Source organism: Telluria sp. LT2P34 (assembly GCF_059685915.1).
Genome location: NZ_JCASIN010000006.1, coordinates 120,186 through 143,824, shown reverse-complemented (window position 1 = coordinate 143,824; position 23,639 = coordinate 120,186). Strand labels below are relative to the sequence as shown.

Below are 23,639 nucleotides of genomic sequence, written 5' to 3'. Positions count from 1 at the left end.
TCAGAGGGTCTTCACGAATTCGCGGATACCGCCGAGCAGCATCTCGATCGACATCGCCGTCAGGATCAGGCCCATCAGGCGCTCGAAGGCCGTCATCACCTGCGGCCCCAGCTTTTTCTGCAGGCGCTCGGCGCTCAGGAAAACGGCCAGCCACACCACGGCGACTGCCGCCAGGGCGGCCACGTGCACCATGGTCTCGGACAGGGTGTTCGCGCTGAACAGCAGCACGGTCGCCAGCGCCGACGGCCCGGCCAGCGCGGGAATCGCCAGCGGCACGATGAAGGGTTCGCCATGCTCGCTCTTGCCGAGCACCCCATCCGGGTGCGGGAAGATCATGCGGATCGCGATGATCAGCAGGATGACGGCGCCGCCGATGCGCAGGGCGACCGGGGACAGGTGCAGCGCGGCCAGGAAGTGCTGGCCGAAGAACATGAAGACCAGGAGCAGCAAAAAGGCGATCGCGCACTCGCGCACGACGATGCGCGGACGGCGCTGGACCGGGGTGTCCTTCAGCGCGGTGGCGAACAGGGGCACGTTGCCGAAGGGGTCAGTGACGAGGATGAGCAGGATGAAGGTCTGGAAAAAACTTTGGGTCATGGTTATTGTTGCTGGTTTCCTGGCTAACGGCTGCTCCAGCGATCTTAACTGATTCGCTTGCAAGCTGCCGATTCGCGCCGCTCAAGAAAAAAGACCAGAACGCGCTGCGTCTGGCCTTCCGTGTACTTCCCGACTGCTCGGGTGTGGATTACTTCTCGAACTTCTTCATCCACGCCGACAGTTGATGCGGACGCAAACCGTCGTAGTCCTCGAAGGGCTGGTGGATCCACGGGTTGTGCGGCAGGTCGTCGATGTGGTAGTCCGGCTTGAAGGCCGAGGTACCCTTGACCCAGATGACAGCCGAACGGACTTCGGTGACATCGGCGTAGTTCTCGGTCAGGTGCTCGCGCACCTTCTGCAGGGTCACGCCGGAGTCGGCCAGGTCGTCGACCAGCAGGATCCGGCCGGCCAGCGGGCCCTTGGTCATCGTCATGTACTTGGCGATGTCGAGGTTGCCCTGCTTGGTGCCGGATTCTTCGCGGTAGGAGCTGGTCGACAGGATCGCCAGCGGTACGTCGAAAATGCGCGAGATCACATCGCCCGGACGCACGCCGCCGCGGGCCAGGCACAGCACCATGTCGAACTTCCAGTTCGAATCGTAGACTTGCAGGGCCAGACGCTCGACCAGGCGGTTGTACTCGTCCCAGGATACCCAGAGGTCTTTGTCGGTTCTTGGAGGGGTGGTCATTTTAAAGTAACTCCTATTATTCTCTTATGCTGCGAACGGGTGGCGCAGGACGATCGTCTCTTCGCGGTCCGGACCGGTCGATACCATGTCGATCGGGATGCCGACCAGTTCTTCGATGCGCTGGATGTAAGCGCGGGCGGCGGCCGGCAGCTCGTCCATCGACTTGGCGCCGACGGTGGTCTCGGTCCAGCCCGGCATCTCTTCGTAGACCGGCTCGCACAGGGCGGCTTCTTCGGCGCCGACCGGGAAGATGTCGACATTGCGGCCGTCGATCTTGTAGCCGGTGCACAGCTTCAGGGTCTCGAGGCCGTCCAGCACGTCGAGCTTGGTCAGGCACATGCCCGAGACGCCATTGATCTGTACCGAGCGGCGCAGCAGCGCGGCGTCGAACCAGCCGCAGCGGCGCGCGCGGCCGGTCACGGTGCCGAATTCATGGCCAACGCGCGACAGGTGCTCGCCGACGCCGGCGTCGGTCGGCAGTTCGGCCGGGAACGGGCCCGAGCCGACACGCGTCGTGTAGGCCTTGGTAATGCCCAGGATGTAGTGCAGCATGTTCGGGCCGACGCCGGCGCCGGCGGCGGCATTGCCGGCCACGCAGTTCGACGAGGTCACGAACGGATAGGTGCCGTGGTCGACGTCGAGCAGCGAACCTTGCGCGCCTTCGAACAGCAGCTTGCCGCCGGCTTTGTGGGCGGCGTACAGGGCGGACGAAACGTCACCGACCATCGGGCGCAGGCGCGGCACCAGGGCCATGGCGTCGTCGAAGGTCTTCTGGAAGTCGATCGCGGTGCCGCCCAGGTAATTGGTCAGCACGAAGTTGTGGTACTCGAGGTTTTCGCGCAGCTTCTCGGCGAAACGGGTCTCGTTGAGCATGTCGGCGATACGGATCGCGCGGCGTGCGACCTTGTCTTCATAGGCCGGGCCGATGCCCTTGCCGGTGGTGCCGATCTTGTTGACGCCACGCTTGGCTTCGCGCGCCACGTCGATGGCGACGTGGTAAGGCAGGATCGCCGGGCAGGCTTCCGAGATCTTCAGGCGCGACACGACTTCGATGCCGGCCGCCTGCAGCTTGTCGATCTCGCGCATCACGTCCGGTACCGAGACGACCACGCCGTTGCCGATGTAGCAGGCCACGCCTTCGCGCATGATGCCCGAAGGGATCAGCTGCAAGGCCGTTTTCTGGCCCTTGATGACCAGCGTATGGCCGGCGTTATGGCCGCCCTGGAAACGGACCACGCCCGCTGCGTGATCGGTCAACCAGTCGACGATCTTGCCCTTGCCTTCATCGCCCCACTGGGTGCCGATGACAACGACGTTCTTTGCCACGTTTGTATTTGACATCACTTAACCTAAGTTTTTGAGAATCCAATTTGCGTCTTCGAGGACGAGCACGCGGTCGCACTCGAACTCGTCCTGAACATTGTCGTGACCCGGCATGGACTGGATCACGACTTCGCCTGCCTTGCGCAGGTCAGCGATTTTTTCGCGCAGCTCCGGGGCATTGCCCCAGGGAGCGCGCACAGAGTGCTTGCGTTCGGCCGTCGGCAGCAGCCTGGCCAGTTCGCGCAGGTCGAGCGAGAAGCCGGTGGCCGGACGCGCGCGCCCGAAGGCTTCGCCCACGTGGTCGTAGCGCCCGCCCCTGGCCACCGCGTTCGGCAGGCCCGGCACATACAGCGCGAACATGACGCCGCTTTCGTACTGGTAGCCGCGCAGGTCGGCCAGGTCGATGGCGACGTCCGCACGGCCGATGGCGCCCGCGGCCAGCGCGGCCAGTTCGGCCAATGCACGCGTGATGCCCGGCAGCGGCGGCAGCACTTCCCTCGCGCGCGCCAGTACGTCGATGTCGCCGTACAGGTTCGGCAGGGCCAGCAGCGCGGCGCGCGTGGACGGCAGGTAGTCGCGGGTCAGCTCGTCCAGGCCTGGCGTGTCCTTGCAACGCAGGAGCGCCGTGATCTGGGTTTCGTCGCGCGCGGCCGCCGGGTCTTCGTTCAGGAGCGCGCGCAGCACGCCGACGTGGGCCATGTCGAGGCGCACGTCGAGAAAGCCGGCCAGCGCAACCGAGGCCAGGGCCAGTTCCTGGATTTCCGCATCGGCCTCGAGTCCGGCATGGCCGTAGATCTCGGCGCCGATCTGGAGCGGCTCGCGCGTGGCGTGCAGGCCCGACGGACGGGTATGCAGCACGCTGCCGGCGTAGCACAGGCGGGTGACCGACTCGCGATTGAGCAGGTGGGCGTCGATGCGCGCGACCTGGGTCGTCATGTCAGCGCGCAGGCCGAGCAGGCGTCCGGATAGCTGGTCGACCAGCTTGAAGGTGCGCAGGTCGGTGTCCTGCCCGGCGCCGGCCAGCAGCGACTCGACGTATTCGAGCATCGGCGGCATCACCAGCTCGTAGCCGTACAGGCGGAAGGTGTCGAGCATCTTGCGGCGCAGGTCTTCGATCTTGCGCGCTTCCGACGGCAGTACGTCGGCGATATTCTCAGGCAAAAGCCAGTTCGGCATGGGCAACAGCTAATTTGTTAGAAATGAAGCAACATGGCGCACGCCTGCATGACGAAGCGCGCGCCGAATCGGCAATTTTACCCGAAAATGGGGCGGGACTGGGGGCGATGATGGTGGATGGGTGGCGATCAAAAAAAAACGCCGCGGATGAGCGCGGCGCTTTCGATGTGCTTCGGTGTTATTTGCTGCCCGGACTCTTGAAATACTTGAAGAACTCCGAATTCGCATCGATCACCATCACGTCGCCCTTGGACTTGAAGCTGGCGCGGTAGGCTTCCAGGGACCGGTAGAACTTGTAGAACTCGGGATTCTTGCCGAAGGCGCCGGCGTAGATGGCGGAGGCCTTGGCGTCGCCCTCGCCCTTGATCTTCTCGGCTTCGCGGAAGGCTTCGGCCAGGATCACGGTGCGCTGGCGGTCGGCGTCGGCGCGGATCTTTTCGCTTTCGGCCGAACCGGTCGAACGCAGCTCGTTCGCCACGCGGACACGCTCGGCGCGCATGCGGTCGTAGACCGACGCGTTGATCTGCTCGATGTAGTCGACACGTTTCAGGCGCACGTCGACGATGCCGACGCCGATCTGCTTGGCCTCGGCCACGACCTTGTTCTGCACCGCCTGCATCACGGCGCCGCGCTCGCCGGAAATCACTTCGCGCACGGTGCGCTTGGTGATTTCGTCGTTCAGGGCTGCCTTGATGATCTGCGACATGCGGTTGGTGGCGGCGCGCTCGTCGCCGCTGAAGCTGACGTAATACAGGCGCGGCTCGACGATGCGCCACTTCACGAAGGCGTCGACCAGGATGTTCTTCTTCTCGGCCGTGATGAAGCGGTCGGCGTCGGGCGTATCCAGGGTCAGGATGCGCTTTTCGAGATAGATCACATTCTGGAACGGCGGCGGCAGCTTGAAGTGCAGGCCCGGTTCGGCGATGACTTCACGCACTTCGCCGAGGGCGAAGACGATGGCGAAGCGGCGCTGGTCGACGACGAAGACGGTCGACGACAGCAGCATCAGGGCAATGAAGCCCGCCACGAAGATGGTTACGAGGCGGTTCATTAACGGCTCTCCCTGTCACGTGAGGTTTCGCGGTTGCGGCTGTCGCGCTGGCGCACCTGCTCGATGGTTTGCATGACTTCCTGCGACGGCGTCGCGGCAGCTCCGGCGCCCGGTTCCTGCGGCAGCTGGATCGCGCCCGAACGGGCGCCGCTGGCGGCGTCGTTTGCCGCCACCTGGGCGATCAGTTTATCGAGCGGCAGGTAGAGCATGTTGGAGCCGGACTTGGCGTCGACCATCACCTTGTTGGTGGTGCTGAAGATGTCCTGCATGGCGTCGATGTACATGCGGTCGCGGGTCACGCCCGGCGCCTTCGAGTACTCGGTCACGACCTGGCTGAAGCGCGCAGCGTTACCGGTGGCGTTTTCGACCACCATCGAGCGGTAGGCTTCGGCGTCCTGCAGCAGGCGGAAGGCGGCGCCGCGGGCACGCGGGATCACGTCGTTGGCATAGGCCTCGCCTTCGTTACGGGCACGGGCGCGGTCCTGGCCGGCCTTGACGGCGTCATCAAAAGCGCTCTGCACCTGCTCCGGCGGCTGCACGGCCTGCATGGTCACGTTGGTGACCAGGGCGCCGAGCTTGTAGCGGTCGACGATCTGCTGGATCATGTTCTGCACGTCGAGCGCGACTTTCTCGCGGCCTTCGTACAGCACGAAGTCCATCTTGTTGCGGCCGACGACTTCGCGGATCGCGGTCTCGGCAACCTGGCGCACGGTCACTTCCTGGTCGCGGTTGTTGAAGACCCAGGCCACCGGATCCTTCAGCGTGTATTGCACGGCGAACTGGATGTCGATGATGTTTTCGTCGTCGGTCAGCATCAGGGCCTCGGCGGCCTGCTTGTTGCGCACGTTGTCGCGGTAGCCGACTTCGGCGGTACGCACCTGCGAGACGTTGACCGTTTCGTGGGACTGGATCGGGGCCGGCCAGCGCCAGTTGAAGCCGGCGCCGGTCGTGTGCGACAGGCGGCCGAAGGTGGTCACCACGCCGACCTGCCCTTCCTGCACGATGAAGGCGCCGGAAGCCAACCAGATCAGCAGGACGATGAAGCCGATGACGGACGCGGTAATGCCCGCGCCACGGCCTTCGCCGCGGTACGGACCACCAGCGTCGCCGCCATTGTTGCCGCGGTTGCCGAACAGGCGGTTCAGGCGCGCATTAAAATCGCGCCACATCTGATCGAGGTCGGGTGGACCCTCACCCGGACGGCGGCCCTCCTGGGCCTTGTGGTCACCCTCTGGGTTCTTGCCCCAGCGGGGATCGTTCAGCGAGAGTTTAACGCCGAAACGTTTCAATAAAGATACAAGCATAGGCTTCTATTCTGGCCCGACATGGGTGGAGGTTGGATTACTTTCGCCGTCTTCCTCAAAGAAGTCGTCCGGCGCTGCATCGTCCTGCTCTTGATTCTTGGGGCTCAAGCCGGGGGCCGCACGGGCTTGCACCGTGGCTGCCTCGACAATCGCTTCGCGCAGCAGGTCCAGGCCTGCGCCGCTCCTGGCGCTGATAAAAACGCGGCTGATTTTATCATATTCATCACGCTCGACCCCGGGCTGGAGGTCGGCCATATCAATCTTGTTCCAGACCAGGATCTGCGGAATATGGTCGGCACCGATTTCGCGCAATACTTCGTTGACCTGTTCGATCTGTTCCATGCGGGTCGGCGAGGAGCCGTCGACCACGTGCAACAGCACGTCGGCGTGGATGGTTTCCTCGAGCGTGGCGCGGAAAGCGGCCACCAGCTGGTGCGGCAGTTCCCGGACAAAACCGACGGTGTCGGAGATGACGACGCTGCCGGTCTGGTCGCCCAGATAGAGGCGGCGGCTGGTCGTGTCCAGGGTGGCGAACAGCTGGTTTGCGACGTACACGCCGGCTTTCGTCAGCGTGTTGAACAGGGTCGACTTGCCGGCGTTGGTATAGCCGACCAGCGAGACCGAGAAAGTATTGTTGCGCCCGCGCTGGCGGCGCTGGGTTTCGTGTTGCTTGCGCAGCTTGGTCAGGCGCGCACGCAGGGCCTTGACGCGCTCGCCGATCAGGCGGCGGTCGGTCTCGAGCTGGGTTTCGCCGGGACCGCGCAGGCCGATACCACCCTTCTGGCGTTCGAGGTGGGTCCAGCCGCGGATCAGGCGCGTGGCCAGGTGCTGCAGCTGAGCAAGCTCCACCTGCAGCTTGCCCTCGTGGCTTTGCGCACGCTGCGCGAAGATGTCGAGGATCAGGCTGGTACGGTCGATGATGCGCATCTCGAGGCGGCGCTCGAGGTTGCGCTGCTGCGCCGGCGACAATGCATGGTTGAAGATGACGAGTTCGGCGCCGGCGGCTTTCGCCGCAACCCCGATTTCATCGGCCTTGCCGCTGCCGACGAAATAGGCCGAATCCGGCGCGCTGCGCTTTGCCGTGATCGTATCGACTGGCTCGGCGCCGGCCGAACTGGCCAACAGGCCCAGCTCTTCAAGGCTTGCCGTGAAATCGACCGCGCCGAAATCGACGCCGACGAGGACGGCGCGCATGGTTGGAGTGCCGGGGGCGTCAGCCATCGGCATTACTCAGCTTCGGATTCGAGGTTGAGGTTGACGGCGCGGGCTGGGACGACGGTGGAAATGGCGTGCTTGTATACCATCTGGGTCACGGTGTTGCGCAGCAGGACGACGTACTGGTCGAACGATTCGATATGACCCTGCAGCTTGATCCCGTTGACCAGGTAGATCGAGACAGGGACGTGCTCTTTGCGCAATGCATTGAGGAATGGGTCTTGTAACAGTTGCCCTTTGTTGCTCATGACAGCTCCGTAATGTTGTTGTAGTTTAAAAAATGGAGGCGAGCGCCCCCTTTTCAAGTGCACGGGGCAAGATTCAGCAGATGCGAACGATGGCCTGAAGGTACTCTAACCTGTTTCCCCGATTTTTGTCGTACCGCTACGCTTCAATTCGGGAGAAACCCGCCGCGCTTAAGCCACTGATAAGTTTGCGGCTAGCCAGCTGCACGGCGGCAGAGCTGATCGCCCTAGTTCTGTTCCCTGGCGAATGGGTTCTTCCCGCTACGCAACTCGATCCGCAGCGGCGTGCCGATCAGGTTGAAGGTTTCGCGGAAATGCTTTTCCAGGTAACGCTTGTAGGGCTCGGTGATGCCGTCGAGGGCATTGCCGTGGATGACGATGATCGGCGGGTTCTGGCCACCCTGGTGGGCGTAGCGCATTTTCGGACGCGAGGTGCCCTTGCGCTTCGGCTCCTGCTTCTCGACCGCCTCCTGCAACGCACGCGTCAGGCGCGGCGTCGACAGGTTGGCGGTGGCGGCGGCGTAGGCCGTGTCGACCGAGGCCATCAGCTGCTTGATGCCGGTGCCCTTCAGCGCGGAGATGAAGCGCGTCTCGGCGAAGCCGAGGAAGTCCAGCTTGCGGTCCATGTCGTTCTTGATTTCGTCGCGCTGGTCTGACGTCAGGCCGTCCCACTTGTTGACGGCGACGACCAGGGCGCGCCCCGACTCGAGGATGAAGCCGGCGATGTGCGCGTCCTGCTCGGAAATATTCTGCTGGGCGTCGAGCATGAGCACGACCACGTTGGCCTCGGTCACCGACTGCAGGGTTTTCACGACCGAGAATTTCTCGATCGCTTCGAACACCTTGCCGCGGCGGCGGATGCCGGCCGTGTCGATCAGCGTATATTGCTTGCCGTCGCGCTCGAACGGCACTTCGATCGAGTCGCGCGTGGTGCCCGGCATGTCGAAGGCGATCACGCGCTGCTCGCCGACCAGGGTATTGATCAGCGTCGACTTGCCGACGTTCGGACGGCCGACGATGGCGATCTTGACGCCGTGGTCCTGGTTTTCCAGCTCGGCTTCGTCGTCGGGACGCGACGCGAAAGCCTGGTCCAGCGCCTCGATGACGAGGTCGGTGACGCCGTCGCCGTGGGCGGCGGAAATGACATACGGGTCGCCCATGCCGAGCTCGTAGAACTCGGCGGTGACGGCCGTGTATTTCATGCCTTCCGACTTGTTCACCACCAGCATGACCTGGCGGCCCGATTTGCGCAGGAAGTCGGTGATGGTCTTGTCGTGCGGGGTCAGGCCCTGGCGGCCGTCGACGATGAAGATGACGACGTCGGCTTCCGCCACCGCCTGCTTCGTCTGGAGGGCCATCTCGTGCATGATGCCTTCCTTGGCCACCGGCTCGAAACCGCCCGTGTCAATCACCAGGAAAGGCCGATCGCCGACCCGCCCTTCGCCGTAGTGGCGGTCGCGCGTCAGGCCAGGCATGTCGGCCACCAACGCGTCGCGCGAACGGGTCAGGCGGTTGAATAGGGTCGACTTCCCGACGTTCGGGCGACCAACGAGTGCAATTACCGGCTTCATGTTTTATTCTATTCGACCGCGATGGCGGTCACAGTTCCATTTTGTGTTTGAAAAATCAGGTTCGAGCCGGCAACCAGAGGCGTACCGCTGATGGCGCTGCCATCGGTCGCGGCGCGCGCGAGGAAAGTACCGTCCTCGCGCGACAGGAAGTGGATGTAACCCTGGTAGTCGCCGACCGCGACCGTACGGCCGTAGGACAGCGGGGTCGACAGGCCGCGGAAGGACAGTTTGTCGTTCTTCCAGGCGCTGACGCCGCCTTCGCGGTCAAAGGCGTGCAGCGCGCCCTTGTCGTCGGCGGCAAACACGAAGCGCTGGTCGACGGCCACGCCCACCAGCGAGGACAGGTCGCGCGTCCAGCGCGGCGTGCCCGTGGCCAGTTCGTAGCAGGCGACGCGGCCCTGGTAGGCCACGGCGCAGACGTCGGTTTCGAACACCACGGGCGCGCCGCCGATGTCGGTCACGCGCTCGAGTTCGGTGGCGCCGCGCGCCGAGCCGACTTCCACTTCCCAGCGCGGCGCGCCGGTGGCGAGCAGGAAGGAACCGAGCTTGCCGGCCGGCTGGGCGACGATCACGTCGCTGTTGTAGACGATCATGCCCGGCGCCGTGCGCAGGGTCAGGGCCGGCGCGACCCGCTGCACGGTCCATTTCTTCTGGCCGGTAGCGGCGTCGATGCCGACGATGCGGTTGTCGATGCTGCGCGCGACGACGATGCCCTGGGATACGGCGGGGCTCGACAGGATCTCGCTCGACAGCTGGCTCTTCCAGAGCGCCTTGCCGTCCATGTCGAAGGCCATCAGGATGCCATCGGCGGCGCCGACGACGATCACGTTGCCGTCGGTGCCGACGCCGGCGGTCAGGCCGCTGCCGGCCTTGATGCGCCACACCTGGCGGCCGTCAGCCGCTTCGACGCGGGCAATGTCGCCGTTGGCGCCGGCCACGATCACGGTATTGCCGACCAAGGCAGGCGAAAAGTGGTAACCCTGCGCCTTGCCGATGTCGAGCTTCCACGCGGTGCGCACGGCCATCGTGCCCTTCAGTTCGACGAGCGGGGCCGGGATGTTGGTCTTGGACTTCGACGCGAAGGGATTGAGCGAGCTCAAGGTCGAGCAGCCCGTCATCAGGGCCAGGACACCGACACCAACCAGCTTACGGGTAATACGCATTTTTCTTTTACCTTGTTCTAAGTCTGTAGAGGACGAGAAGCCCGCGCTCGCCAAAAGGCGGCGCGGGCTGAAGCGGCGCGACTGGCTTAAGCAGCAGCCTTGGGCGCAGCCGGCGCGGCAGGCGCAGTGCCGCCGATGGCTTCGAGCTTGATCCGGACCAGCTGGACACCCGGATGCTTCGGATTCATCGCGGCCAGCGCGGCGACATAGGCCTTGCGTGCGTCGGCAATCTTGTTCTGCGCAACGAGGACGTCGCCCTTGCGGTCGGCGACTTCGGCGGAGAACTGCGGCAGATATTTTGCGTCGAGCAGTTTCATCGCGCCGTCGTAATTCTTTTCGTCGAGCAGCACGCCGGCCAGGCGCAGCTGGGCCACCGACTTGTACTCGTCGTTGCCGTTGTCGACCACCCATTGCAGCTGGACCTTCGCCGTTTTCAGGTCGTTCGCGTCGAAAGCGGTCTTGGCCGCGCCGAGGGCGCTCATCTGGGCATAGCTGGTGCGCTTGAACTTCGACTGCAGGTCGGCGGCAATGCGCTGGGCCCTGGCGTTGTCCTTGGCGGTGACCGCGTCGGTCATTTCGTCGTACAGGGCCGAGGCGCCCACCGACTGGTCGCGCTGGTGCTTGTTCCAGAAGTTGTAGGCGGCGAAAGCGCCGAGCGCCAGGATCAGCACCCAGGTGATCAGGTTGCCGTACTTTGCCCAGAAAGCCTTGAATGAGGCGATCTGTTCTTGTTCTTCGAGGTCGTATGCCATGTCGTTCGTCTAGTAGTTATATTGGTTGAGTCGGTAGTGCCGCTATTACGGATGGTAATGCACGTGCTCGTGGTCGTGGTCGTGCGCGCCGATGATGGCGTCGACCACATGGTCGACCACCTTGTCGAAGTCGACCGTCGCCTGCTGCTGTTCGCCCGTTTCGCCACGTAAGGACTTGACGGCTGCGACATTTTTCGCCACTTCGTCTTCGCCCAGGATCACGGCAAAGGCGGCGCCGCTGCCGTCGGCCTTCTTCATCTGGCTCTTAAAGCTGCCGGCCCCAAGCGGCGTGGCGCAATGTAGCACAACATCCAGGCCGGCATCGCGCAGGCGCTCGGCCAGGATGAAGGCCTGCACTTGCGCTTCCTCGCCCTGGTGCACCATGTAGACGTCGCAGCCGCCGGGCGCCGGAGGTTCGCCCAGGCCCTTCATCAGTTCGATGATGCGCTCGATGCCCATGGCAAAACCGACGCCGGGCGTGGCCTTGCCGCCGAAGGTTTCGATCAGCGGATCGTAACGGCCGCCGGCGCAGATGGTGCCCTGCGAGCCGAGCTCGTCGGTGACCCATTCGAACACGGTGCGGTTGTAGTAATCCAGGCCGCGCACCAGGCGCGGGTTGACGGTGAACTGGACGTTGTTACGGTCGAGCAGGCGCTTGACGCCTTCGAAGTGCGCCAGCGATTCCTCGCCCAGGTAGGACAGCAGCTGCGGCGCGCCGTTCACCATGTCCTGCATGGCAGGGTTCTTGGTGTCGAGGATGCGCAGCGGATTGCTGTGCAGGCGGCGCTTCGCTTCGGCGTCGAGGAGCTCGGCGTGCGCTTCGAAATAGGCGATCAGGTCGGCGCGGTGGCGCAGGCGCTCTTCGGCGTTGCCGATCGAGTTCAGTTCGAGGCGCACTTTCGACAGGCCGAGGTCGTCCCACAGACGGCGGCACAGCATGATCAGCTCGGCATCGATGTCGGGGCCGGCAAAGCCGACCGCTTCCGCGCCGAACTGGAAGAACTGGCGATAACGGCCGCGCTGCGGACGCTCGTGGCGGAACATCGGGCCCTTGTACCAGAGGCGTTTCGGGCCGTCGTAGACCATGTTGTGCTCGATCACCGCGCGCACCACGCCGGCCGTGCCTTCCGGGCGCAGCGTCAGCAGGTCGCCGTTCATCGAATCGGTAAAGGAATACATTTCCTTCTCGACGATGTCAGTGACGGCGCCGATGGCGCGCGCGAACAGGCCGGTTTCCTCGAGGATCGGGGTGACGATCTTCTGGTAGCCATAGCTTTTCAGGATGGTCTCGGCGGTATTTTCGAACAACTCCCACAGCGGTGCATCGGCGGGGAGGATGTCGTTCATGCCTTTGACGGCGACGATTTTTTCTGGTTTGGACATGTCGTTCTTTGAATTTTTCATGGGGCATGGCGCCCCATACGATTACATCGCGATTTCGGTGGTCTTGCCGTAGTTCTTCTTCACATACTCGAGCACGATCGCCTGGAACTCATCCACGATGCGCTCGCCGCGCAGGGTCGCCACTTTCTGGCCGTCGACAAACACCGGCGCCGCCGGCGATTCGCCGGTGCCCGGCAAACTGATGCCGATGTTGGCATGCTTCGATTCGCCCGGTCCGTTGACGATGCAGCCCATGACGGCGACGTTCATTCCCTCAACGCCCGGGTAGGACTTTTTCCATTCCGGCATCGAATCGCGCAGGAAGGTCTGGATGTTGTCGGCCAGTTCCTGGAACACCGTGGACGTCGTGCGGCCGCAGCCCGGGCAGGCGATCACCATCGGCGTGAACTTGCGCAGGCCCATGGTCTGCAGGATTTCCTGCGAAACAACCACTTCCTTGGTGCGGTCGCCGCCCGGCTCGGGCGTGAGCGAGACGCGGATGGTGTCGCCGATGCCTTCCTGCAGCAGCACCGACAGCGCGGCGGTCGAGGCGACGATGCCCTTGCTGCCCATGCCGGCCTCGGTCAGACCCAGGTGCAGCGGGTAATCGCAGCGGCGCGCCAGTTCGCGGTAGACCGCAATCAAATCCTGCACACCGGACACCTTGCACGACAGGATGATCTTGTCGCGCGCCATGCCGATTTCTTCGGCGCGCATGGCATTTTCGATGGCCGAGGTGATCAGGGCTTCGTACATCACGGCCTGGGCGGTGTGCGGATTGGCGCGCGCGGCGTTTTCATCCATGATGCGCGCCAGCAGGTTCTGGTCGAGGCTGCCCCAGTTGACGCCGATGCGTACCGGCTTGTCGTGCTGGATCGCCACTTCGATCATCTGGGCAAATTGAAGGTCGCGCTTGGCGCCCTGCCCCACGTTGCCCGGATTGATGCGGTATTTCGACAGCGCCGCGGCGCATTCCGGGAAGTCGCGCAGCAGGATGTGGCCGTTATAGTGAAAATCGCCGACCAGCGGCACGTCCACTTCCATGCGGTCGAGCTGGGCGCGGATCGCCGGCACGGCGGCGGCGGCTTCCGGCTTGTCGACGGTGATGCGCACCATTTCGGAGCCGGCGCGTGCCAGGTCCCTGATCTGGATCGCCGTGCCGATGGCGTCGGCGGTGTCGGTATTGGTCATCGACTGCACCACCACCGGCGCATCGCCGCCGATCCAGACCTTGCGCTCGCCATGCTGGACCAGCACGCGGCGGCTTGCGCGGCGCGCCATCGATCCGGAAGGAATGGGCAGGTTCATAGAATTCATTGCATTTACTCGTTGTACGTTATTTCAGCTTATTTCAACACGACGCGCGACACGGTCTTGCCCGGCACTGGCGGCAGGGCGACGGCGGCGCCGCGCAGCGTTGCCGACACGCCGGTCGGATTGCCGACGGTCAGGGTGGCGCCGTTCGGAATCTCGACCGTTTCGGTGCTGCCAGCCTTGACCAGGCGCGACAGCAGGGCCTTGCCGCCTTGCGGACGGACCTCGATCCAGGAATCTTCGCGCACGTCCAGCACCAGGGTGTTGGCGCCGGCGGCCGCCGCTGCTGCCGGGGTTGCTGCCGGCGCTGCTGCCGGCGTGGCTGCCGGCGCGGCGACGGCCGGCGTGGTCGCCGGCGGCGTGCCTGATGCGGCCGGCGGTACGGCGGCGGCACCCGTCGTGTCGGCCGGGCCCGGCACCGAGATCAGCGGCACCGAGGGATTGAGTACGGTATCGGGCAGCGGCGCGCCGGCGCCGGGAGCCTCGGCCGGTGCGCTCAGCACCGCCTCGCCGTTCGCGGAGCTGGCTGCCGGGGCATCGCTCCCCGGCAGCGACACCAGGCCGAAGTGCCAGACCGCGAAGCCTGCGGCTGCAACCACCGCCACGCCGGCAATCCAGGCCAGCGGCAGGCTCGAGCGTTTGCCGTGGGTCGGGTAGCGCGAGTGCGAGAACGAGGTCTGGCGGTCGCGGCGCACCGCGCTGCCGGTGCCCTGCGGCAGCGGATCGTCCATCGGGATCATCGCCACCAGCGGCGCCGGGTCGAGGCGCAGGATCTTGGCATAGGCGCGCACGAAACCGCGCGTCACCGCCGGACTCGGCAGGGCCGCGTAATCGCCCTTTTCCATGGCTACCACCTGGCGCACGGCCAGCTTGAGCTGTTCGGCCGCCTGCTCGACGGTCCAGCCCATCGCTTCACGCTGGGCCGCCAGGGTGGCGCCAGGTTCGCGTTGGTTGTCCGGCTTGGCGCCCTGCTCTGCGCGCTCTGAAGTCATATCGTCTCACTCATCAAATGCCCCGCGCTCGTACGCCAGGTATTCGGGCGAGCCGGGGAAGCGCCGCCGCAGCTGCGCGACGAGGCTGGCCTCCATCGAGCGTTCGCCCAGTTTGCGCTGTACCCGCAAGGCGAGCCACAGCGTATCGGCGGACAGGGTATCGAGCTTCGACACTTCTGTCAGGCGGTTAATGAAAAAACCGGCGCGCTGAAAATTGCGCCGCTCGTAGTAAACCCGTCCCAGCCCGGCCAAGGTGGCGGGCAGTTCGGGGTTGTAACGCAGCGCATCGAGCAGATAGCGCTCGGCCGCGTCGTAATTCCTGGTGCGGATGCTGCACATGCCGGCGTTTACCTGCGCGCTGACCGGCGTCTGGTAGGACGGGTTCTTCAAGGCGGCGTCGAACTGGCGCATGGCCTCCGCCGGCCGCTGCGCCGACAGGCACAGGAAGGAGCCGTAGTTATTCGCCAGCTCGGGGTTGCGCGGCGCCAGGCGCAGCGCCTGCTGGTAATTCTCGTCGGCCAGCGCCACCTGCCCCATCGCCGTATAGATCAGCGCGCGCATGCCGTAGGCATCGGCGTAGGTCGGGTCGGCGGCGATCGCCTGCTTGATTTCGTCGAGGGCAATCTCGTACTTGCCCTGCTGGTAATAGCCGACCGCCAGCTGCAGGCGGATCGAAGCGCGCTTTTCCAGCGCGGTCTGGTCCGATGAGGTCTTCAGTTCGGCCGGCCGGTCGCTGGTTGCGGCGCAGGCGCCAAGCAGGCCCGCGACGAACGCGGCCGCGAGGCCAACGCGCACGACCCGGATGATCTTCCCGCCTGCCGCAGCCCCCTTCAAGAAGGGATCTCCACGATGCGCCCGAAATCGGCGCCGAACTTCTTCTGGTACTCGGCCATTTTTTCCATGCGCTGGACCACCCGGGTGCGGTCCTGCACTTCGCCCGCGAGCTGGCCGCAGGCGGCGTCGATGTCGTCGCCGCGGGTCTTGCGCGTGGTGGTGACGATGCCGGCGTCCATCAGCACCTGGGCAAAGGCCTTGATGCGCGGGTTTTTCGAACGGAACAGGCCCGATTCCGGGAAAGGATTGAAGGGAATCAGGTTGAACTTGCAGTTCACGCCGACCTTCGGGTCGGTGACGAGCGCGATCAGTTCGCGCGCGTGCTCGTCGCTGTCGTTGAAGCCGTCGAGCATGCAGTACTCGAAAGTGACGAAGTCGCGCGGCGCAAACTCGAGGTAGCGCTTGCACGCGGCCATCAGCTCGCGCAGCGGGTATTTCTTGTTCAGCGGCACCAGAACATCGCGCAGGGCGTCGTTCGAGGCATGCAGCGAGACCGCCAGCGCCACCGGCGCGTCCTGGGACAGCTTGTCGATATTCGGCACCACGCCCGAGGTCGACAGGGTCACGCGGCGGCGCGACAGGCCGTAGGCGTTATCGTCGAGCATGAGCTTCAGGGCAGTGACAGTCGGCTCGTAGTTCAGCAGCGGCTCGCCCATGCCCATCATGACCACGTTGGTGATCTGGCGTTCGCCCTTCGGACCCGGTTCGATGCCGCGGGTAGCGCGCAGTTCGAACTCGGCCATCCAGAGCTGGCCGATGATCTCGGCCACCGTCAGGTTGCGGTTGAAGCCCTGCTTGCCGGTCGAGCAGAAACGGCAGTTGACGGCGCAGCCGGCCTGGGTCGAGATGCACAGCGTGCCGCGGTTTTCTTCCGGGATGAACACGGTTTCGACGGCATTGCCGTCGCCCACGTCGACCAGCCACTTGCGCGTGCCATCGGTCGACGTGTGGTCGCTGATGGTGGCGGGCGCCGTGACGGTGGCGCGGGTTTTCAGTTTTTCGCGCAGCGACTTGGCCAGATCCGTCATGTCGTCGAAGCTGCTCGCTCCGAACTGGTGGATCCAGCGCTGCAATTGCTTGGCGCGGAACGGCTTCTCACCCAATTCGGCGCAGTAAGCGACGAGTTGCGCGGGATCGAAGTCCAGCAGGTTGGTGAGAGTCGTCATGATTGTCCTGTGTGTTTCAAAATAACCCCGCTCGCCAGGCCCGGGGCATCGGGCGAGCGGTTCTTGATGCGTATTACTGATTACTTCATTTCTGGGAAGAAATAAGCGATTTCCACTTGTGCAGCCTCGACAGCGTCCGAACCGTGGACGGCGTTGGCGTCGATCGAATCGGCGAAGTCGGCGCGGATCGTGCCTTTTTCAGCCTTCTTCGGATCGGTCGCGCCCATCAGGTCGCGGTGCTTCAGGACGGCGTTTTCGCCTTCCAGGGCCTGGATCATGACAGGGCCGGACACCATGAAGTCGACCAGGTCCTTGAAGAAGCCGCGCTCTTTGTGGGCAGCGTAGAAGCCTTCAGCCTGCTCGCGCGACAGTTGGGTCATGCGGGCGGCGACGATCTTCAGGCCAGCGCCTTCGAAGCGGCTGTAGATTTGGCCGATCACGTTTTTTGCAACTGCGTCTGGTTTGATGATCGACAGGGTGCGTTCGATTGCCATGTAAAAACTCCAATAAAAAGAAAGGTTTAAATCGAGAAGAAGGGAACTCAATCAACCTTTGATTTTACCATACCTCTCCCCATATAGCCGATATTGCGGCGAGGGCAGGCAAAGTGCTAGAGTGGCGGCGAAAAACGGCCCTGTCAACGTGGCTGACGACGTGTCACCGCCGCGCTTGCCTGGCAGCTGCCGGTCGCTGGTGGATCAGCCTTATGGATCACTTAAGGCCGGTTTCCCATGCGCCCGCGCCGTGCTATGCTTTGTGTGGCATTATTTATATCCAACCGGAGGCAACATGAACCCTAGTCTGCAAAAGCAACCCGCTTACGACGTGGCCGTAGGCCAGGTCGCGCGCAACAAAGTCCTGCGCAACACCTTCTGGCTGCTTGCGCTGTCGATGATCCCGACCGTGCTCGGCGCCTTTGTCGGCGTGTCGATGCAGCTGCCAATGTTCAGCGGCTTCATGGGCTTCATCATCTTCATGGCGATTGCCTTCGGCTTCATGTACGCGATCGAGAAAACCAAGGAATCGGCGATCGGCGTGTTCGTGCTGCTCGGCTTTACCTTCTTCATGGGCCTGATGTTGACGCCGCTGCTGCGCCATACGCTCGGTTACTCGAACGGCGGCAGCCTGATCATGACCGCCTTCGGCGGCACCGCGGTCGTGTTTGCCGTGATGGCGAGCATCGCCACCACGACCAAGAAGAACCTGTCGGGCATGAGCAGCTGGCTGACGGCCGGCGCCGTCGTCATCCTGCTGGCGATCGTGGCCAACATCTTCCTGCAACTGCCGGTCCTGACGATCGTGATCTCGGTGCTGATGATCGGCGTGTTCTCGGCCTTCATCCTGTACGACGTGAACCGCGTCGTGACCGGTGGCGAGACCAACTACATCACCGCCACGCTGGCGATCTACCTGGACGTGTTCAACGTCTTCACCGCCCTGCTGCGCCTGCTCGGCATCATGGGTGGCGACGACTGATTGTCGTTGCCGGAATAAAAAAGCCGACCTGCGGGTCGGCTTTTTTCGTTCATGCACCCGCGTTCATGCATCCGGCAAGTCGAACACCCCGATCGATTCCACGTGCGAGGTGTGCGGGAACATGTTGACCACGCCGGCCTTTTTCATCACGTAGCCTGCGCGATGCACCAGCACGCCAGCGTCGCGCGCCATGGTCGAGGGGCTGCAGGAAACGTAGACGATGCGCCGCGGCAGGAATTCAGCCCTGCCGGTTTCGCGCAGCTCGGCCAGGGCCTCGGCCAGCGCGATCGCGCCGTCGCGTGGCGGGTCGATCAGCATGCGATCGAAACGGCCCAGCGCGACCAGATGGCCGGCGCTCACTTCGAACAGGTTGCGCGTGAAAAAGCTGGTCTTGGCGGACAAGCCGTTTGCCCTGGCGTTCTCCAGCGCGCGCGTGGTGAGGGTCGTGCTGCCCTCGATGCCGACGACTTCGCGCGCCTGGGTGGCCAGCGGCAAGGTGAAATTGCCGAGGCCGCAGAACAGGTCGGCCACGCGCTCGCCCGGCTTCGCGTCGAGCAGGCCGAGGGCCTTGTGCACCAGGGCGCGGTTGATCTGGTGGTTCACCTGGGTGAAATCGGTCGGCTTGAAGGGCATGCGCACGCCGAATTCGGGCAAGGTGTAGTACAGCTCCGGCGCGAGGGGATAGAACGGGACCACCGAATCGGGCCCCTTCGCCTGCAACCACCACTGGATGCCCCAGGTGTCGGCAAAGGCCTTCAGCAGCTCTTCGTCCTTCTTGTTCAAGGGCGCCATGATGCGCAGCACCAGCGCGGTGCTTTCCTCGCCGACCGCCACTTCGATCTGCGGCACATGGGAATAGATCGACAGCGCGCCGATCAGTTCGCGCAGCGGCACCAGCATGCCGCCCAGGTGCGGCGGCAGGATGTGGCAAAAGGTGATGTCGGCAACGAAGGCGGAGGCGCGCTCGTGGAAGCCCACCAGCACCGTCTCCTTCTTCGCCACCCAGCGTACCGACAGGCGCGCCCGGAAGCGGTAGCCCCAGGTCGGGCCGTGCAGCGGGCGCATGATGTTCTCGGCCTTGACCTTCGAGAGGTGCCACAGGTTGTCTTCCAGCGTGCGCTGCTTCATGGCCACCTGCGCGGTCGGCTCGAGGTGCTGCATCGAGCAGCCGCCGCAATAGCCGAAGTGCTGGCAACGCGGCTCGATGCGCATCGACGAGGCGCGCTTGAGCGTGAGCATGCGCCCCGCTTCCCAATTCTTTTTCTTGCGGGTGACTTCATAACTGACGCGTTCGCCCGGCAGCGCGCCTTCGACGAAGACCACCTTGCCCTGCGAGCCATCGTCGTTCTCGAGGTGGCCGACGCCGCGCGCGTCCGCGTCGAGAGACTTAATTTCGATAAAGGTTTCTTGCATTGAATATGGGCGGGCACATGGCCCATGCAGAATCGTACATGTAGGGTGGGCACCCGCGCCCACGCGACAGCATGAGCAGCGGAAAGCGGATCAGGGGGTAAATTGACGTGACGTCGGCCTGCTACCGACTCACGAGACCGGCGGCATCATAACAAGGAATCACGCACCACGCCACGGGCCGCCATCGCCCGCTTCAGCTTGACCAGCGCTTCCTGCTGAATCTGGCGTACCCGCTCGCGCGTCACGCCCATTTGCTCGGCCAGGGTCTCCAGCGTTGCCGGATCGTCATTGTCCAGGCCGAAGCGGCGCATCACCACCAGGCGCTGCTTTTCCGGCAGCCGCGTGAGCCAGTCGCGCACCAGCACCGTCATTTCGTGCTGTTCGGCGCGCATGTCCGGCGCATCGTCGGCTTCGCCCGGCAGCATGTCCATCAGGCTCGAGCCGGGGTCGTTGTCGAGCGGCGCGTCGAGCGAAGCGGCATGTTCGGACAGGGCCAGGATGTCCTGCACCTCTTCGACCGGGCGTCCGACCAGGCTGGCGATGTCCTCGACGCGCGCATCCTTGCCGTCGTGGTCGCGCGCCTCCAGGTGGTATTTGGCGCGCAGCACGCTGTTCAGTTCGCGCACCATGTGCACCGGCAGGCGCACGGTGCGGGCCTGGTTCATGATGGCGCGCTCGATGCTCTGGCGAATCCACCAGGTGGCGTACGTGGAAAACCGGAAACCGCGTTCGGGTTCGAACTTGTCGATCGCGCGCATCAGGCCGATGTTGCCTTCCTCGATCAGGTCGAGCAGGACCACGCCGCGGTTGATGTAGTGTTTGGCAATCGAGACGACGAGCCGCAGGTTGTGCTCGATCATTTTTTGCCGCGCCTGGAAGTCGCCCGCCTTGGCCAGGGTGGCGTAATGCACTTCCTGGGCGGCCGACAGCAGCGGCCGGGTGCCGATCTGATTCAGGTAATGCTGGGTGGTATCGGTCGAGAGTTCGGCGGCCAGCACCTTCTTGAGTTCGTCGACGCTGTCGACCTCGACACTGGCGCCCGGCATGATTGCGCCGCCCCCGGCGCCGACATCGGCGCCATCGCATGCTGCGACGGCGCCGTATTCGTCGTCCTCGGCCGACGCGCCAACGCCATCGAGTTCATCGGGCGGTTCGTCGGAAACGTCGTGGTCCTGGGATTCTGGCGGCAACGTCATGGCCCTCTCTACGAACGCGTTTTTTCACGCGCTTTAACGGCTGGGCAGGAACCTCGACGGATCGACCGGTTTGCCCTGCTGGCGAATCTCGAAATGCAGCTTCACCGAGTCGGCATCGGAATCGCCCATTTCGGCGATTACCTGGCCCTTGGCCACGTTGTCGCCTTCTTTCACGACAATGGCGCGGTTATGGGCATAGGCCGACAGCAAGCTGTTGCTGTGCTTAACGATGACGAGGTTACCATAACCTCGGATGCCGCTGCCAGCGTACATTACTTTGCCGGCGCCTGCCGCCATGACTTGCTGTCCCGCGCGCCCGGCGATATCGATACCCTTGTTCTTGCCTTCGTCGAAAGTTGCCACGATACGCCCGTCGGATGGCCACATCCAGCTCAATTTTTCGTCGTCGAGGGCGGTCACGGTGGCGCCGATCCGGGGCGCGGCGGCACCCGAGGCGGCGGCAACGGCCGGCGCCGGCGCCGTGGCGGCGGCGTTGGTCGCGGCAACCACGGTCTCGGCCTTGTCGCCGGACTTGCTGTCGCGTGGGGCCTCGGCCACATCGCTGTCGCGCTTGTCGAGGCGTGGCGCGGGTTTGCGCGGCGCGGCCTGGCGATTTTCCGGCGGCATCGGCACCGGCTGGGTCACGACCGCGGAGTTGCGCTCAATACTGCGCTCGGCACGCTCGTTCGGCGCCACGCGCAGCACCTGGCCGACCTTGATGTCGTCCGGGTCGCGCAGGCTGTTCCAGGTAACGAGCTCGCGATAGTCCTGGCCATGGTCGAGTGCGATGCGCAGCAGGGTGTCGCCACGGCGCACGGTGTAGGTGCCTTTGGCATCAGGACGCGGCTGTTCGGCGCGGGCCGGCGCGCGCGACTGCGCGCCCGATCCGACCGGGCGCTCGACGATCGGGACCTGGCGGGTGGAGGTGGTACAGCCGGTAGTAAGGCCGGCAATCAGGCCAAAGGTGAGGGTCAAAACGACTAAGCGGGGTGTTTGTTTCATTCTCATCTACGAAGTATTCGGTCAGGGGCGGCGCTGCGGTGGTGCATCAGTACCCATTCGGTACTGAACTGCTGCTCACCAAATTCATTAAACGATGCCCGGACGCAAGGGGACAAAATGGCAGGCTTCCAGCGTTTCGCTGGCCCACTCGGACTTGCCGGTGCGGGTGATGCGCTGCAGGTGCTGCACCTGGCCACCGACGGGGGCCACCAGGCGCGCGCCGATGGCCAGCTGTTCGAGCAGGGCGCGCGGCACTTCCATTCCGGCCGCGGCAAGGATGATGCCATCGAAAGGGGCAGCCTGCGCGAGCCCGAGCATACCATCTCCGTAGTGCAAGCGCAGATTGGGCAGGCGCAGGGGCCGCAGATTGGCCTTGGCCAGCTCATGCAGGGGCTTGATGCGTTCGATCGAATAGACGTCGCCCGCCAGGCGCGCCAGCACGGCCGCCTGGTAGCCGCAACCGGTACCGATCTCGAGCACGCGCTCCATGCTGCCCCTGCCTTCACGCATCGCCTCGATCATACGGGCGACGATGTAAGGCTGGGAAATCGTCTGGTGGTGGCCGATCGGCAACGAGGCATCGATATACGCCTGGCCGGACAGCGCCGGCTCGATGAACAGGTGGCGCGGCACGGCTTCGAGGGCGGCCAGCACGGCCGGGTCGCGCACGCCCTGCGCCGCGACACGCGCGACCATGGCGCGGCGGATTGCCTCGGTCGCCATCAGGTCGGAGCGTTGGGCCGCCGGAGCGCTGGGCGCGGCAGGCATCGCATAACCGGGCAGCTTTGGCCCGGGTTGCGGGTGTTGCGGCAGCGGCGCGCCGCCGACCGCGCGTGCGGCGTTGCGGGTCGCCGTCTGGGGCGTGGCAACCAGCGCGGGGGTGCCGGGTTTGCGCGCCCCGCCCGTGACCGACGACAGCGGCAGCGGGAAGGTCTTGCGCTCCGGAGTATCGTTCATGCCAGGCCCCGCGTCAGCAGCTCGAGCTGGGGCTTGTGCGTCAGGTCTACCTGCAGCGGCGTGATCGATACCAGCCCGTTGGCGGCGGCGTGAAAATCGGTGCCCTCGCCCGCGTCGCGGCAGGCGCCGGGTGCGCCGATCCAGAAGATTTCGCGCCCGCGCGGGTCTTGCGTGCGGATCACCGGCTCGGCCTGGTGGCGGCGCCCGAGACGGGTCGGCGTCAGCGCGCCCATCGCCTCATAGGGCAGGTTGGGAATGTTTACGTTCAGCAGGTAAGGCGACGCGAGCACGTCGAAGCCGCGCAGCACGACATCGCGCGCCACCCTGGCGGCGGCATCGAGATGCTCCCAGCCATGATTGACTTGTGAAAAGGCAATTGCCGGAATACCGAACAGGAAGGCTTCGGTCGCCGCCGCGACGGTACCGGAATACAAAGTATCGTCGCCCATGTTCTGGCCGTTGTTGATGCCGGAAACCACCAGGTCGGGCAGCGCGTCGAGCATGCCGGTAAGCGCGATGTGGACGCAATCGGTCGGCGTGCCGTTTACATAATAAAAACCGTTGGCGGCGCGGTTGACCGACAGCGGACGGTCGAGTGTCAGCGAGTTCGACGCGCCCGAGCGGTTGCTGTCGGGCGCGACCACAATAATTTCGGCGACGTTCGCCAGGGCCTCGGCCAGGGCGTTGATACCTGGGGCCAGGTAGCCGTCGTCGTTACTGATAAGAATTCGCATCACGCGATTTTACCTGAAGCAACGCTTTCATCGCGTGTCCGGCATAGACAATTTTTGGCCTGCGGGGCACGGCGCCGTTGTCGCGGC

Annotated in this window: 23 protein-coding genes; 1 reads left to right on the top strand and 22 read right to left on the bottom strand. The window is 64.4% G+C overall.

Annotated elements, in window-relative coordinates; translation table 11 throughout:
* From AC56KZ_RS16510 to ndk, 17 genes are all read right to left on the bottom strand, one after another.
* The gene (locus tag AC56KZ_RS16510; protein WP_497163273.1) at positions 1–597 is read right to left on the bottom strand and encodes a MarC family protein; all 597 of its coding nucleotides are present in this window, start codon (positions 595–597) and stop codon (positions 1–3) included.
* 148 nt (positions 598–745) lie between these two features.
* The gene (locus AC56KZ_RS16505; RefSeq protein ID WP_497163272.1) at positions 746–1,285 is read right to left on the bottom strand and encodes a phosphoribosyltransferase; all 540 of its coding nucleotides are present in this window, start codon (positions 1,283–1,285) and stop codon (positions 746–748) included.
* Positions 1,286–1,309: 24 nt separating this feature from the next.
* Entirely contained in the window at positions 1,310–2,626 is a 1,317-nt protein-coding gene (locus AC56KZ_RS16500; protein WP_497163271.1) for an adenylosuccinate synthase, read from the bottom strand.
* Between the two features lie 3 nt (positions 2,627–2,629).
* Entirely contained in the window at positions 2,630–3,784 is a 1,155-nt protein-coding gene (locus AC56KZ_RS16495; protein ID WP_497163270.1) for an ATP phosphoribosyltransferase regulatory subunit, read from the bottom strand.
* A gap of 178 nt (positions 3,785–3,962) precedes the next feature.
* On the bottom strand, positions 3,963–4,835 hold the full coding sequence (gene hflC / locus AC56KZ_RS16490; RefSeq protein ID WP_497163269.1) for a protease modulator HflC: 873 nt from the start codon (positions 4,833–4,835) through the stop codon (positions 3,963–3,965).
* Positions 4,835–6,139 (bottom strand): FtsH protease activity modulator HflK, encoded by a 1,305-nt coding sequence (hflK, locus tag AC56KZ_RS16485; protein ID WP_497163268.1) that lies wholly within the window; start codon positions 6,137–6,139, stop codon positions 4,835–4,837. The genes hflC and hflK overlap by 1 nt, the downstream gene beginning before the upstream one ends.
* Positions 6,140–6,145: 6 nt before the next feature.
* Complete coding sequence (hflX, locus tag AC56KZ_RS16480) at positions 6,146–7,333, bottom strand: GTPase HflX (RefSeq protein ID WP_497163267.1); 1,188 nt, start codon at positions 7,331–7,333, stop codon at positions 6,146–6,148.
* Between the two features lie 32 nt (positions 7,334–7,365).
* Positions 7,366–7,602, bottom strand: a complete 237-nt coding sequence (gene hfq, locus AC56KZ_RS16475) for an RNA chaperone Hfq (protein ID WP_019141241.1) — start codon at positions 7,600–7,602, stop codon at positions 7,366–7,368.
* 224 nt (positions 7,603–7,826) lie between these two features.
* Positions 7,827–9,170: a ribosome biogenesis GTPase Der gene (gene der, locus AC56KZ_RS16470; RefSeq protein ID WP_497163266.1), complete on the bottom strand. Its 1,344-nt coding sequence runs from the start codon at positions 9,168–9,170 to the stop codon at positions 7,827–7,829.
* 8 nt (positions 9,171–9,178) lie between these two features.
* Entirely contained in the window at positions 9,179–10,333 is a 1,155-nt protein-coding gene (gene bamB / locus AC56KZ_RS16465; protein WP_497163265.1) for an outer membrane protein assembly factor BamB, read from the bottom strand.
* Positions 10,334–10,419: 86 nt separating this feature from the next.
* Positions 10,420–11,085: a YfgM family protein gene (locus AC56KZ_RS16460; protein ID WP_497163264.1), complete on the bottom strand. Its 666-nt coding sequence runs from the start codon at positions 11,083–11,085 to the stop codon at positions 10,420–10,422.
* 45 nt (positions 11,086–11,130) lie between these two features.
* Complete coding sequence (gene hisS / locus AC56KZ_RS16455) at positions 11,131–12,468, bottom strand: histidine--tRNA ligase (protein ID WP_497163263.1); 1,338 nt, start codon at positions 12,466–12,468, stop codon at positions 11,131–11,133.
* A 42-nt stretch (positions 12,469–12,510) separates the two neighbouring features.
* Complete coding sequence (gene ispG / locus AC56KZ_RS16450) at positions 12,511–13,785, bottom strand: flavodoxin-dependent (E)-4-hydroxy-3-methylbut-2-enyl-diphosphate synthase (protein WP_497163262.1); 1,275 nt, start codon at positions 13,783–13,785, stop codon at positions 12,511–12,513.
* Between the two features lie 29 nt (positions 13,786–13,814).
* A complete protein-coding gene (locus AC56KZ_RS16445; RefSeq protein WP_497163261.1) occupies positions 13,815–14,774 on the bottom strand; it encodes a helix-turn-helix domain-containing protein in 960 nt (319 codons plus the stop codon).
* 6 nt (positions 14,775–14,780) lie between these two features.
* Positions 14,781–15,608 carry a type IV pilus biogenesis/stability protein PilW gene (gene pilW, locus AC56KZ_RS16440; protein ID WP_497163260.1) on the bottom strand — a complete coding sequence of 276 codons (828 nt, stop codon included), beginning with the start codon at positions 15,606–15,608 and terminating at the stop codon, positions 14,781–14,783.
* Positions 15,605–16,774, bottom strand: coding sequence for a dual-specificity RNA methyltransferase RlmN (rlmN, locus tag AC56KZ_RS16435; protein ID WP_497163259.1), 1,170 nt, complete (start codon positions 16,772–16,774; stop codon positions 15,605–15,607). The genes pilW and rlmN overlap by 4 nt, the downstream gene beginning before the upstream one ends.
* Before the next feature lie 80 nt (positions 16,775–16,854).
* Positions 16,855–17,268, bottom strand: a complete 414-nt coding sequence (gene ndk, locus AC56KZ_RS16430; RefSeq protein ID WP_435758156.1) for a nucleoside-diphosphate kinase — start codon at positions 17,266–17,268, stop codon at positions 16,855–16,857.
* A gap of 295 nt (positions 17,269–17,563) precedes the next feature.
* Between ndk and AC56KZ_RS16425 the strand changes: the two genes are divergently transcribed.
* On the top strand, positions 17,564–18,250 hold the full coding sequence (locus tag AC56KZ_RS16425) for a Bax inhibitor-1/YccA family protein (RefSeq protein ID WP_497163258.1): 687 nt from the start codon (positions 17,564–17,566) through the stop codon (positions 18,248–18,250).
* Positions 18,251–18,313: 63 nt separating this feature from the next.
* Here AC56KZ_RS16425 and rlmD read toward each other — a convergent pair whose 3' ends face one another.
* The 5 genes from rlmD to surE form a co-directional block, all read right to left on the bottom strand.
* Complete coding sequence (rlmD, locus tag AC56KZ_RS16420) at positions 18,314–19,663, bottom strand: 23S rRNA (uracil(1939)-C(5))-methyltransferase RlmD (protein WP_497163257.1); 1,350 nt, start codon at positions 19,661–19,663, stop codon at positions 18,314–18,316.
* A 146-nt stretch (positions 19,664–19,809) separates the two neighbouring features.
* Positions 19,810–20,859 (bottom strand): RNA polymerase sigma factor RpoS, encoded by a 1,050-nt coding sequence (rpoS, locus tag AC56KZ_RS16415; protein WP_497163256.1) that lies wholly within the window; start codon positions 20,857–20,859, stop codon positions 19,810–19,812.
* Positions 20,860–20,892: 33 nt separating this feature from the next.
* Positions 20,893–21,861: a peptidoglycan DD-metalloendopeptidase family protein gene (locus tag AC56KZ_RS16410; protein WP_497163255.1), complete on the bottom strand. Its 969-nt coding sequence runs from the start codon at positions 21,859–21,861 to the stop codon at positions 20,893–20,895.
* Between the two features lie 87 nt (positions 21,862–21,948).
* Entirely contained in the window at positions 21,949–22,818 is an 870-nt protein-coding gene (locus tag AC56KZ_RS16405; protein WP_497163254.1) for a protein-L-isoaspartate(D-aspartate) O-methyltransferase, read from the bottom strand.
* Positions 22,815–23,552, bottom strand: coding sequence for a 5'/3'-nucleotidase SurE (gene surE, locus AC56KZ_RS16400; protein ID WP_497163412.1), 738 nt, complete (start codon positions 23,550–23,552; stop codon positions 22,815–22,817). Before surE ends, AC56KZ_RS16405 begins: the two co-directional genes overlap by 4 nt.
* Positions 23,553–23,639: the final 87 nt, after the last annotated feature.